5 protein-coding genes are annotated in these 14,865 nt (G+C 33.6%); all 5 read right to left on the reverse strand.

Translation table 11 applies throughout. From position 1 onward, the window contains the following. A partial coding sequence (locus tag ACIQ66_RS11365) for a PKD-like domain-containing protein (RefSeq protein ID WP_396212911.1) occupies positions 1-2,069 on the reverse strand: 2,069 nt, incomplete at its 3' end. A 76-nt stretch (positions 2,070-2,145) separates the two neighbouring features. Further along, entirely contained in the window at positions 2,146-4,017 is a 1,872-nt protein-coding gene (locus ACIQ66_RS11370; protein ID WP_396212912.1) for an OmpA family protein, read from the reverse strand. Between the two features lie 11 nt (positions 4,018-4,028). Further along, positions 4,029-4,964, reverse strand: a complete 936-nt coding sequence (locus tag ACIQ66_RS11375) for a type IX secretion system membrane protein PorP/SprF (RefSeq protein ID WP_396212913.1) — start codon at positions 4,962-4,964, stop codon at positions 4,029-4,031. Between the two features lie 74 nt (positions 4,965-5,038). Continuing rightward, positions 5,039-13,933: a choice-of-anchor J domain-containing protein gene (locus ACIQ66_RS11380; protein ID WP_396212914.1), complete on the reverse strand. Its 8,895-nt coding sequence runs from the start codon at positions 13,931-13,933 to the stop codon at positions 5,039-5,041. Between the two features lie 578 nt (positions 13,934-14,511). Beyond that, positions 14,512-14,865: T9SS type A sorting domain-containing protein (locus tag ACIQ66_RS11385; protein WP_396212915.1), on the reverse strand; the 354-nt coding region annotated here is incomplete at its 5' end.

Below are 14,865 nucleotides of genomic sequence, written 5' to 3' on the forward strand. Positions count from 1 at the left end.
AAAATTGCAGTTCCAGTTGTATCTAATAGAATAGTTTGATCTAATCCATTATTAATTTTATATACAACAGAAGCGTTTGGTGTGCCTGTAAAAGTAATGTCTGTAGAAACTCCAGAACATACCGTTGTTGTTCCCAAAATAGATGCTGTTGGCAATGGATTAACCGTTATTGTTACACTATTTGAAAAAAGTTGTGTACATCCTAAAGTTACACTTACTAAATTGTAAACTGTAGTAGTTAATAAAACAGGATTCAACTCCTTTTTTCCTGTAATTGCATCAAGTGTTAGTGTTTGATTTGAACCGCCGTCAATATTGTAAGTCACAACGGCATTTGGTGTTCCTTCAAATTTGATTGGTGTGGAACTTCCCGAACATATTGTTGTACTTCCAGTTATTGCTACCGTAGGAATAGGTATAACCGTAACAACTGCTGGAGCAGATGCTGATAATAGCTTATTACAAAATGGAGCTACCGACGAAGTAACACTAACTAAAGAATAAGTAGCTGTATTAGTTAATGTAACAGGCAAAATTGCAGTTCCAGTTGTATCTAATAGAATAGTTTGATCTAATCCATTATTAATTTTATATACAACAGAAGCGTTTGGTGTGCCTGTAAAAGTAATGTCTGTAGAAACTCCAGAACATACCGTTGCTGTTCCCAAAATAGATGCTGTTGGCAATGGATTAACCGTTATTGTTACATCAACATAAGCTCCATCACAGGTATTGTAAGTTGGAGTGATTCTATAAGTGACTGTTCCGTCTATAGTACCTGACGCTGTGAGTGCTTGATTTATTGCGAATGGACTTCCACTTCCGCTTCCTGCACTCGCACCAGTAACACCATTTTCAATTACCGTCCAAGCATAAGTTGTCCCAATAATATCACTTGACAAATCAATTACAGCAGATTGTCCTGAACAAATTGAAGTTGCAGTTGGTGTTGCAGTAAGAACTGGTAATGGTGTAACTGTAACAGGTAAAGAATTAGTATAAGTGCGACTGCATATTACAGTTCCAAAAGTATCAGTTGATTTAACTGAAATCAAATTATAAGCAATTGTAGAATTAGGAGCGTCAATAAATGAAAAATTTCCTAAACTATCTAACACATCGGTTTGTGTTGTACCGCTTCCTATTGAATATTCTATAGTAGCACCAGGTGTTCCATTAAAAGAAACTGTAACATTTTCACCTTCACAAATAGTTGCATCTGAAAGACTCATTGTAGCAACTGGAATCTGATTTACAACTAAATTAAAACTGGTTATAGTAAAACATTCGGTAACAATGTTTTTTACTCTAGCATAAATTGTTTGAGAAATTGTACCAATAACATCAGTTAATGAATCAACACCGTCAATAGCATTTGCTGCAGTTTCATAAAAAGTAATTTCGTGATTTGTAGTATCTAAATTTATTAATTCACGTCTGGTGTTCAAATCAAAAATGCCTTGGCTTGAGTTACTACATGTTTGATAAGAAGCTATTGCATTTGCAGTTGGCGGGATAGGAAATGCACCAGTTCCGAAAGTTGCCGTTCCTGTCCATTGAATTTCAAAACCTCCATCGCCTTCTGGTCTATCAATAGCGATATAATAAGACTGACCTGCAACAACATTTAACCATCTTACAAAACCATTTCCATTAGCTCCAGGACCGCTTGTTGCCGTGATAGTTGTTCCAATCATTCCAGTAACATTGCTTGATAATCCTGCTAAATTGGGATTGGTAGTGCAACATCTAATTGGACTTCCTAAAGAACCACAAACAGCATTAGCTGCATAAACCCAAAAATCGTAATCCACCATAATGCTTGGATCAGAAGGAATTAAGTTAAAACCTAGGGTTCCAGTTTGTACAATATTAATTTTCAACCATAAAGAATTATGTTCTGAACCACTACAGCCAGAAACTTCTTGAGTATCACCTATTCCACTTGCATTAGATATAAAATTATCGTTTCCGCATACTACAATTGCGTTTTCACAATCATTTGGCAAGTCGCCTTGTGAAAACACTTGAAAGCCAAAAAGTAATAGCAAGAATACTAATTTATTCATTTGAAAATTAAATTTATAACCAAGGGATTCTTAGATTGAATTTTGTTTTACTATTTTGATATAAACTAGAAAAGGTTTATTTTTTTACAATTAAAAATTCTGAACGTCTATTTTCGGCATGTTGCTCTTCAGTGCAATCAGCTTTACAATCGATTTTTGGTTCTGAACTTCCAAATCCTTTTCCAGAAATTCTAGTGCCAGATATTCCTTTTGAAATAACATATTGCACTGTAGATTGTGCTCTTTGCTCAGATAATTTAGAGTTATACTCAATCGTTCCTTTAGAATCGGTATGTGATTTTACATAAATAATCATTTTTGGATTTTCGGTCATAACCATTACTAACTTATCTAATTCAGTAGCTCCTTGCGCAGTTATATTGCTTTTATCAAAATCAAAATAAATATTTTTCAGAATTACTTCAGTTTCAGTAATAACAACTTCACTTGGGTCTAATTGCGCATTAACAGTAGTTTTTCCAGAAGCAATTTTTTTGATTTGAAAAGTTGCCGCATCAAAACTAGAAGCTTTTACTAATAACGAATAATCTGTGTTACAATCAATATCAAAACTAGCTTTTCCGTTAGCATCTGTTTGTTTATTGGTAATACTATTTCCTTTTGCATCCAAAATGGAAATAGTTGCATTAGATAATATAGCACCCGTTTTTTTGTTAGTAACCATCACAATAGATTCGGCCAAACAAACTGGAGACGCAGAGAATATAGCATCTGTCCCATTTCTATTAGATGAAAAATAACCTACATTGGCTTTAGAATTAAAAGAAAATGAAAAATCGTCTTTCTCAGAATTAACAGGTTTGCCAACATTTTGAGGCTCTTCAGACTTATTCAAATCTGTTTTATATACATCTAAACCACCAAATCCTTGTTTGCCAGAAGTTGAAAAATAAAGCACATTATCATCTGTAATAAATGGAAAATTTTCTCTTTCTGATGAATTAATTTTTGAACCTAAATTTTCAGGTTTACCATATCCACTTTCTTCAACCGCTACTTTCCAAATATCAGATTCTCCAAAACCACCTGGCATATTGGATGCAAAATAAAGTGTTTTTCCGTCTTTACTTATACTTGGATTAGATACCGAATAGGCAACACTATTAAAAGGTAGCGGAACTATATTAGTCCATTTTTCATCTATTTTGGTTGCTTTGTATAACCCTTGTTGGCCAATTTTAACTTTACCTGATTTGTCTTTTTGAAATTGACCTTCGCTATGACTGTCTCTTGCAAAAAACATTGTGTTTCCATCACTACTAATAGTAACAGGGCCGTCATGAAATATAGTGTTTAATTCACTAACAGCAGTTGGTTCAGACAAATAACCGTCTGTACTTCTAGTTGATTTATAAATATCAAGATACGGTTGATTTATCCATTTATCCGTTTTAGCCGTTTTATTTCTATTACTTGTAAAATATAAAACATTATCATTTGTTAAAAAAGACCCAAAATCACTTTGTCCATCATTTTTTATTGAAGTCAAATCAGTATTAAACAATTTCGACTTAGAAGTCAAACTTGGTAAGTAATTTGGATTTGCTTTATGCTCCATCGCTCTTGCATCATTGGGCATCAAAGCTGAAAAAGCATCCATTTGCTTATTGGCAGCTTCATAGTTTCCTAATGTTTTTAGAGTTTGAGCATACTTATAATAGGTTTCAGCACTAGCTTTGGTTGTGACTGCTTTAGCATACCATTTAGAAGCTTCTGTAGCATTGAAAACATTGTAATAGCAATCTGCTAATTGAGTAAAAACGTATTGATTAGCATTTTTACTATCCGAAAGTTTAAGATATTCTTGAATTGCTCTAACATATTGATAAGTTTCAAAAAGTGTATCTGCTTTTTTAGTAGCTTTGTTTTGGGCAAAGCTAAAAGTGAATAATAGTACGAAACTAAATAGTATATAATTTTTTTTCATTTTTATATTTTTTAGAAAAATCTTGGTGAAATGGATACCTTTTTCGGGAAGTTTAAATCAAATAATAACATAAACTCATGAGACGCTGATGTGGTTATATTCAAATCTGAAATTATGTGGTCGTAGGCATAGCCAAGTCTTAAATTGGGTGTTATTGCAAAATTTACCATAGCTCCAAAAGAATCATCCAATCGATGTGTTAGTCCAAATTCTAATCTTTCTTTATATAAAAAATTAGCAGATAAATCTAAAGAAGCAGGGGTTTTGATTGCAGATTTAACCATTACAGATGGTTTAAATTTGAATGAACTTGATAAATCAAAAACATATCCACCAGTTAAGAAATAGTGTTGCGTTTCGTTTCCAAAATTATAGATTTGACCATTATTAGTAACTTCAAGATGCGTGTTTTTTACAAAGTTTGGCAATGAAAAAGCAACATAATACTTATTTGTATAGTAAAAAGCTCCTGCGCCAAAGTTTAAGTAAGTGTTACTTGTGTTTTTACTAAAAGATTTATCTCCAGGTTGAGGAACATAACCATTTCCAACTTCTGAAAACAAACCTACTTTATGCAAAGTTGCGCCAGCTTTTAATCCAAATGCTAATTTATGCTCGCCTCCTAAATTCAAATTATATGAGAAGTCTGCATAAATATTGTTTTCATCAACAGGACCAATTTTATCTGAAACTACAGATAAACCAAGTCCGACGTTTTTTCCAACTGGGCTATGCAATGAAAAAGTTGCTGTTTTTGGAGCACCTTGAAGTCCAACCCATTGTTGTCGGTAAAGTAAACTTCCTGATAAATTTTCTTTTGAACCGGCATAGGCAGGATTCACAACATTCATATTATACATATATTGTGTATAATGCGGATCTTGCTGCGCTTGTATGTCAAAAAATGACAATAATAACAATGTTAAAGCAAAAAATATTTTTTTCATATTTGAATTTTATAGTAAGATTCATTTTGCTTGCTTACTTTTTAAATAAGCAAAATGTTTAAATTATTTAGCTATTATTTGTTTACATAAACCCAACCTGAAACCGATTTCCCTCCTTCTTTTACTATACTGTAAAAATAAGTTGCATCAGGTAACAAATCGCCTTTATCCGTTTGACCATGCCATTGATTAGTATAATTACCTTCAAAAGAATAAACTCTTGCGCCGTATCTATTAAAAATTACAAGTTCTTTAACGTTTAATCCACTTAAATCAAATGTGTCATTATCTCCGTCTCCATTTGGAGAAACGCCTCTTGGTATTAATCTACAAGGGTCATTTTCGACAACGAAACTTGTAGTACTTGAACATCCATTAACTTCTACAGAAACATTTACTGTAAATGGAATTGATACCGTTGCGTTTTGAGACAAATAAGCAGTAACATCAAATGTTGGACTATTGGTTCCAATCGTTGTATTATTTGAATTACTCCAAACATAATTTGCAATACTTGGATTGAAAGAATCATTAACTGGTAAAGCACTCAATATAAGTGATTCGTTTTCGCAGGAATCTTCTGCATTAATTGCAAAATCATTTGTAACTAGTATACTAAACATTGATGATCCTGCTGAACGACATATTGAACTATCCGCTAAAACCGAATAAGTTATGGTATAATTTCCAGATGAACTATTAGTAATACTGATTTCTCCTGTAGTTGCATTTATAACTAATCCATTTGTTGCCGTAAAAATTCCATCTGTTGTAAATCCAGCAGAAAGTGATGGTGTTTCGTTTGTGTTTTCCGAACAAAAAGTTGAACTGTAAGTAAATGAAGTAACTGGACTTGAACTAGCATTAATAGTTATAGTCGCAACATGTGTCCCGCCAGAAGTACAAGCTACTTCATTAGGCGTTAAAGCATATGTTACTTGATGATCGCCCGCTGTGGCTGTTGCTAAATTAATTTCTCCAGTACTTCCATTTACGCTCAATGTTGTTGAACTAAATGTTCCACCAGTTGTAAATGTTCCTGAGACAACCGGCAATGGGTTTGAAGCTGCAATCACACAAGTCGGATTATATGAAAACACAACATCAGAAGTTGTACTAGCTGTTATAGTCATGGTAACTGTAAGTGTTCCTGCAGATGTACAGTTAACATTATCAGAAGCAATTAAGTAAGTTATTTGATGATCTCCCACTGTTGCTGTTGCTAAATTAATTTCTCCAGTACTATCATTTACATCTAATGTTGTTGAACTAAATGTTCCACCAGTAGCAAAATTAGTTCCTAAACTTGGCAACGGATTTGTTGTAGATAAAATACAAGTGGTAGCATAAGAAAAGGTTACATTAGGTGTTGTTTCTGCAGTAATATTTATTGTTGCAGTATGTGTTCCGCCAGAAGTACAAGCTACTGCATTAGGCGTTAAAGTATAAGTTATTTGATGATCGCCCGCTGTTGCTGTTGCTAAATTAATTTCTCCAGTACTATCATTTACATCTAATGTTGTTGAACTAAATGTTCCGCCAGTAGCAAAATTAGTTCCTAAACTTGGCAACGGATTTGTTGTAGATAAAATACAAGTTGAAGCATAAGAAAAAGAAACTTCTTGTGTTATACTTGGATTAATAGTTATAGTAGCAACATGTGTCCCGCCAGAAGTACAAGCTACTGCATTAGGCGCTAAAAAATAAGTTATTTGATGATCACCCGCTGTGGCTGTTGCTAAATTAATTTCTCCAGTACTATCATTTACGCTCAATGTTGTTGAACTAAATGTTCCACCAGTAGCAAAATTAGTTCCTAAACTTGGCAACGGATTTGTTGTAGATAAAATACAAGTTGTAGCATAAGAAAAAGAAACTTCTTGTGTTATACTTGGATTAATAGTTATCGTAGCAACATGTGTCCCGCCAGAAGTACAAGCTACTGCATTAGGCGCTAAAGTATAAGTTATTTGATGATCGCCTGCTGTTGCTGTTGCTAAATTAATTTCTCCAGTACTATCATTTACACTCAATGTTGTTGAACTAAATGTTCCACCAGTAGCAAAATTAGTTCCTAAATTGGGCAACGGATTTGTTGTAGATAAAACACAAGTTGTAGCATAAGAAAAAGAAACTTCTTGTGTTATACTTGGATTAATAGTTATAGTAGCAACATGTGTCCCGCCAGAAGTACAAGCTACTGCATTAGGCGCTAAAAAATAAGTTATTTGATGATCACCCGCTGTGGCTGTTGCTAAATTAATTTCTCCAGTACTATCATTTACATCTAATGTTGTTGAACTAAATGTTCCGCCAATAGCAAAATTAGTTCCTAAACTTGGCAACGGATTTGTTGTAGATAAAATACATACATCATTATAACTAAAAATCAAATCTGGAGTTGCTAGTGGAGTTACTGTCACTACTATATCCTGATTATAAACTTGTGCACATGTTGTACTGCCTACTACCTCAACATTTACTAATGTATAAGTAGTCGTATCAGTTAGAACAGGTGTTGTAAAAGAAGCTAACCCATCATTATCTAATGGCAATGTTTGATTAGCTCCACTATTTTCAGTAAAGGTAACTTCACTATTTGGTGTTCCCGAGAATGAAATAGTGGTAGTATTTCCAGTACAAATTGTTGTTGCTCCAGTTATCGTTGCTGTAGGCAATGAAATTACTTGGACAGTTATTGATACTCTAGGCCCTTCACAACCATCTCCATTTACTGCAGCTACATAATAGGTAGTTGTTCCTATTGAAGATGTATCTGGAGTTGGAGCATTAGCACTTCCTACTCCGCCCTCTGAAGCAACATACCATTTTGTAATAAATCCTGGTGATACACTTGCTGTCAATGGAGAAGTAACTTCGTTTAAACAATAATTTAAGTTTGTCACCGATGGTGTTTCAGTTAAAGCTTGATAAGTAACTGTAATATTTTTTTCGCAATAACGTGTTTTCCATGTATAGATATAATCTCCACCTACACTAAATCCACTGATTGTTGTTGAATTGCTAGTTGGCGAAGCAATAACAGTGGCCGAAGGATTTGTAGTGCTTGCTATCCATTCACCTAATCCATTTGCTTGTACATTAATAGATGCATCTTCACAAGATAATGTAGAATTTGAAGTTTCTATATCTGTATTTGCTTTAAAATTAGCTGCATCTAAAATATGGCCACCAATATTACCTTTTGTTCGGAAAATAAATCGAGTAGTATTTTGTCCAGCAGGAATGGTATAACTGCCTTGAATTACTTGCCAAACCAAACTAAATGCATTGTGTTCTGTAACCAAAGTAAATGGCCCTGATGGCGGTCCTGCAAAAAGTTGAACTGTTGTGTTTCCAGTTCTAGTTGCACTTGCAAAACTGTAATCCATCTTTTTTATTTCAGAAGTATCAAAGTCTTTATATAATCCTTTAATATTTGGATCACTTGGGTTCCATGTAGCCTCATTATCTTGAATTAATTGTACACATTGTCCTCCAGAATATGGCGTAACATTTAAAGAATTATTTTGTTCTTGAAAAAACATTTGACCTGCTGCTGTATTCACTCTCCAGCCTGGCACTACTAATGCGTTTATTATTGTAGAAACCCCAGTTACAGACTGCATTGTTAATTTTTCAAAATCATAATTAAAAGCATTTAAATCACATAAATCAGTTGGAGTACTTATGCATATCTTAAATTTTTTATTATTTGAAATTAAACTATCTAATTTTAATCTAATTTTATATGTTTTACCTACAATTAATTCCGTGTTATAAATAGTAACTAGTGAATTGTTCTCGCTACAACCTTTCTCAATTAATGAGCCATCCAATTGTACTTCATATAAAGACATTATAATTTTTGGCCAAGGTCCTTCAAAAGATGAAGTGTAATAATTACCTGGTGCAAAATCACTTAATTCGATAGTGTGAACTTTAGAAGTCGCTACAAAATCAAACCAAACATCACCGCCATTAGTTCCATCGCAAGTTGTTGGATTGCTAGAAACTGTAGCGCCAATAAAGGAAACATCTTTTCCTGAAACATTACATTGGTTACCCGAATTAATTGGAAGAGTTACCGAAGAAGTAGCTTCATCATTTCTTATAAATACTTTTGGTCCAGACCAATAGCTTTTGTTTGAAGCACTACATACAGCACGAACAAAATATTCATAAGTACTAGCTGATGCATCAACAAAATCTGTTGCAATTGGAGTATAACTTGGCGAAGATACTAATGTTCCTGTTTGAGGCAAAGTTCCATTTTCGTATGGTTGTACAAATACTTCCCATTGAGATTCTGATGCCCCAGGAGTCCATGAAAGCACTCCTTGATTGTTTACAGATAGGTTAGTTGGCTTAGGACAAGTTATAGGTCCGCATGTAGCAAAACCACTGTAAATATTTGTGTTTACTGTTCCTAACCCTAATGGACTTGTCCAAATAATAGTATTAGTAGCATCTTTTACAATAATTTGCGCTTGTGAATATTGAACTCCACTTCCCATTCCGTCCCAATATAAATCAAAAGCCACCCCAGAACATAAAAATACAGTATAATCAATTGACGTTTGGCCAAAACCTGGAAATTCTAGTTCTTGTGTAACAACGCCATTTTGCATAACATTTACACTTCGAGTAACCTGCCCTGAATTACCGCTTATTGTAGTAATTGTGTACTCACATACATTAGTATAATCGCAACGTGTTGTAAACTCAAATGGTCCAACCCATTCGCTTTGTGAGGTTTCACTACATATTGCTCTAATATAAAACTGATACTGTGTTGCGGGTGTTAAACCATTTACAGTATATGGATGAGTTGAAGTCGTGTGCAAATATTGAGGTAGTGTAGCACCTACAGGAGCAGTTGTACCATAAGGCTGAACAGATATTTCCCAAGATGCTGCAGCGGCACCAACAGTTTCCCAATCTAATTGTACTGATGTATCAATAAGATTATCAGTTGTTACATTTATAACTGATGGACAAGCAGGAATATCTTCTACTATAACATTATCAATAAAGGTATATTGGCTTCTATAAGCCCAAGGATTTGGTGGAAAGTAAGGGGTATGAAACGCTAAATTAATATTTGTAGGCGCAGTAATGCCCGTTAAATTAATAACCATTTCTCTAACCTCTTCATTATTAATGGCTTCATGCTCAAATTGAATATTTTGAACTCCTGTTTGGGTAAGAGTAGCAGTAGTTGTCATTGTTATTAATGTTCCTTGTACGGTCGCCACATAGGTTGGAAATGGAAAAGGAAATCCAGGAATGTATATAAAATCACCTGGCCTTACTCTTGCCGCATCCTCAGCTGTTGCTAATGTTATAGAGTTTGATCCTGCAACAACTCCAGTTTCGTTTGTAAATGAATTTAATGAATTTTCATATAAAATGGTTGTAAACTGGTTGGTAGCTGTTCCATTAGTAGAAAGCATTACTTTTAAATCTTCTTCGAAAAAATCGTCATAAACTTTATAATAAAAGCGTAATCTTTGGTTTGCATTTGCAGTAATTGTTGGTGTTATTAACCAATCGTTATTATTTCCATTATTTCCAGTAAATAATGCTGCCATTTGGTCGCCAAAAACTGGATTAACCGTTTGATTTAGGTTCCAATCGTTTGTGTCGACATTCCCATTTACAGCTCTCCAACAACTTTCTGTACTTGAATCGGAATTAAAAGTTTCCAAAAATGGTGTTGGTAATGCATTACAATTAGTCCTAAAAGTTAATGGCCCTATCCATTGACTATTTCCATTGCTACCACAAACAGCTCTTACATAATATTCGTAAAGTGTATCTTGAGTTAAACCAGTGGCATTAAATGTTGGAATAATATTTACTGGAGATCCTGTTCCAGTTGGGATTCCCGTTCCAGCAATTTGAACCACAACTTGCCATTGCGTTTCTGTATATCCAGCAGCCCAACTTAAATTAGCAGTAGAAGTAGTAATAGTAGATACCGCTAAATTTCCAGGAGTTGGACACGGAGGCGCATCTTCAACATATACATCATCAATCATTATGATGCCAGAATTTCCAGGATTTGTCATTGTTGGAGGCACTCTAAATGCGATATATGTAGTTCCAGTTCCGGTAAATAATACTGCTTTTTCTTCGTAAGCTAAATTAACAAAATCAAAAGAAGGAATTAATACGGTATAGGAACTAAAGTCTTGTGTAGAAGACATTAATACTTCCACATTTCCTCTTGGTGTAGGGTTAAAAATTCCATTTACTGCACGATGACTAAAACGAAGTCTTTTTAATCCAACAGCATTTATTGGAGCACTTATCAGCCAATCGTCAAATGTTGTAAATGGTTGTGACATAGTTGACAAAGCTCTAATATTTGCTTCTGTTTCTTCAATTCTCCATTGTGTCAAGCTTCCATCTACATTATTAACTGACCAACAGAATTTTTTAGTAGTAACATCTGTGTCGTTTAGACTCTCATAGTAAGGTGTATTTTGTGCTATACATAAAGTATTAAAATTAATTGGTCCGACCCAAATACTTTGTTCAGCAGAAGAACAATAAGCTCTCATGTAAAACTCATAACGTGTAGATGGATCTAAATTTTCTAATGTATATGGATTTGAATTAACAATAATTCCTGGCGTAGTTGGAATTCCAGTTCCTAAAGGTTGCGCAACCAACTCCCATTGTGAGTTGTTATAGCCATTAGTCCAAGAAATTGTAGCAGTAGTTGAAGTAATAGAACCAGGAGTAACAACTGGATAACTTGGTTCTGAACAAGCTGGTAAATTTTCAATAAACACATCATCAAAATAAGTTTGTATACCTGTTTGTGTAGCTCCTTCAGGTAATACCCATGCGATATTAACATCTCCTACTATATTAGGTAGAGGCACTATCATTTCTATAAAATTATAAGCTGTTGTATATTCTGCTAACGGAACCAATACAGTGGTAAAATTATTTGGTCCAATACCGGTTGTAGATAGCCTTATCTCAAAAGATCCTTGACCACCAGTTGGATTGTCAATGATTAGTCCCCAATTACCATAAATATTATACTTAAATCTTAATCTTTTTTGTGCTACTCCATCAAAATGAAATTGTGGAGATATAAGCATATCGTTTGAATTTTGTGGTCGAATTCTGGCTACTGGCTCACTAAAAGCACTATTTCCAAAAGTAAAGAAATTAAAATCATTATTTAGATTTAATCTAGACCAACACTGTGTTTCAGAGGAATTTGTGAATCCTGTTTCGTATGGAAGGTCCAAAACATCACAAGGAGTAGTAAAGGTTAATGGTGCCGCCCATGGCCCTGGAGTTCCATTACATACTGAACGAACATATAAATTATAATTTGTTGCAGGTATTAGACTTTCTGTAGAATTATTTAGATTAGTAGTTGTACTAGTTAAAACAGTTGTTCCAGATGGCGCTCCAGAAGAAACTGGTAATACAACATATTCCCAAGCACTAACTAAATTACCAACATTTCCCCAAGAAAAATCAGCACTAGTTTGAGTTAAATTATTATAAGTAGTTCCAGACGGTGCTGGTGCTGGGCAATTTGAGCCACTTACTGTAAAGTTAAAACATACACTTGCACTACCTGGGTTATATGGTGAAGACATTACAATAACATAGGTATTTCCAGCTTCAACATAGAAATTTGAAATTTGACCTATTAAACTTTCCGAGCTACTTGTTCCGGTTTTTATAGCTGCCAAACATGAAACTCCCACGTCAGCACAACTATCATAAACCATAACACTAGAAAGACCATTGAAGCAAGCATCTGTACCTCCGCCAGAAATAACAATTACCTCTTGCCTAATATCTATTAATCCTGTTGTTGTAGGCGTATAATTAAAAAACAAATGATTTCCTAATAAGTAGTTATAGGTACCGCTAGGAAAACAATTAGAGCCAACTGTAGTATATTGTGTATAGTCAGTAGCCGAATAATAGTCTGCTAAGTTGGAACTTAAAATATAAGGAGTAGATGTTACATCAGGAATAATTATTGGAGAAGCACATGATAATCCTGCTTGATTAGTAGTAAAACTAAAAGGGCCAGCCCAAGCGCTAGAAGTTGTAGGGTCACAATTGGTTCTAATCCAAAAATCGTAGGTTGTGTTTGCAGTCAATGCTGATGCAGTATGTGTAAAACCACTTATAGGAGTTCCTGTTGTGCCAATACCAACACCAGATGGAACTATTTGGTATGAAAACTCCGTTGCCGAAGGATGTGTCCAATTTATTATAGCTGATTCAGGAGTTACAGTTGAATTTATACCTGTTACAGCTGTGCATTTAGGGATTACCCTTACGTTGTCTATAAACCAAGAATCGCCATTTGTTGCAGTAGTTCCAAGTTGATTAGTAACAGCTACAAAAGCAATATAAACAGGTATTCCAGAAGGTATTGTTCCTAATGAAACAATATTTTCAGTATAAGTTGTGCCTATTACACTCAGTTGAGCTTCTGTCCAAGTTCCTAAAACAACATTAAAACTACTTATATCTGGCTGATCAGCAGTTGAAATTCTTACTTCATAGGTTGCTCCTCTATTTACAGCACTTCCTTGTCTATTAAAAAAACGAATTTCTCCATTAGTAGGTGTTAAAAACTGAGGTGATATCATATAATATCTTGCTGTTGAGCCAACAGTATTATTTGATGCAGGATTTACAAAAGATCCTCCAGTTGCTTGATAACCAGATGCTGTAGGTGACCAGTTATTGGCTACTGTCAAATTACTTGTTACAGCCCAACTAGAAGGAATTCCAGAATTAAAATTTTCTAATGATAATTGGCTAAAACCTAGGTTGAAAATTAATAATAAAAACAAACATAGAATTTTATTAAATCTATTTTTGTTTTTATTATTATCTCTTATTGTAAGATTTTTTGCTTCAACATTAAATGCTGATTTTAATTGACAATGTAAATTTAACTTATACATACTAATTTTATTAATTTTATTAATTTTTGCTATTAAACGAAGAAATGTTTTTAATTTAAAAATTTAAACTTACTTCATCTTAAAAATTCAATTCTTAACTGTTGAATTTCATCACACTTTTTAAAAGAACGAACAAATCATTTGTTCCATTTTTAAGTCTTTCGACTTGTATTTTTTTTGTTTCTAATTAATATAGTTTTTTCAAGGTATAAATATATACAATAAAAAAAATATATTACCAACATACCTTTAATAATTACTGAAATTCAAAAGACCCTCAATCAAATTAAACAACTAAAAAACAACCTCTTAAACCAATTCAAGCAACTATTTTTTGTTCACTTTACTTATGATTGAAATAAACAACTTTTACATATATTTTAAATAAACTTCTACTTTTTTTCAATCTTTTTAGAAAATAAATTAGTGTTTAAAATCTTGTTAACTATTATTTTGATAACTATGACCGATTTAATGAGCAAAGTATGATTTGCAAAAAAAATGATAATCTTTAGTTTTTAGAATAAAAAAAGAGGCCTCAAATTAATGAAGCCTCTCATATAGATAGATAATATGAATTATCTCTTAATCATACGAACAGTTTCTACTTTTTCACCTTGAGATACAATAACATTGTAAACTCCAGCTGGATAGTTAGCACCTAATTCTAATGTGTTATCAGTAGCATTAACTTCAACTCTATCTAAAAGTTTTCCAATCATATCATAAACCATAACGGCTACTTTTTCTTCACTAGCTTTAGTGATTTCTAATGTAAAGTTATTGGTAAATGGATTAGGGAAACCTTGAACTTTCAACTCACTTGTACTAGTAGTATCAACAAGTCTTGCTGCTGGAGCAGAAACGTTGATTTCACATGGCTCAGTATAAGGTGATTGAACACCCGTAGAAGTAACCGAAACACTAACAGA

The organism is Flavobacterium sp., assembly GCF_044377315.1.
Lineage (GTDB): Bacteria > Bacteroidota > Bacteroidia > Flavobacteriales > Flavobacteriaceae > Flavobacterium.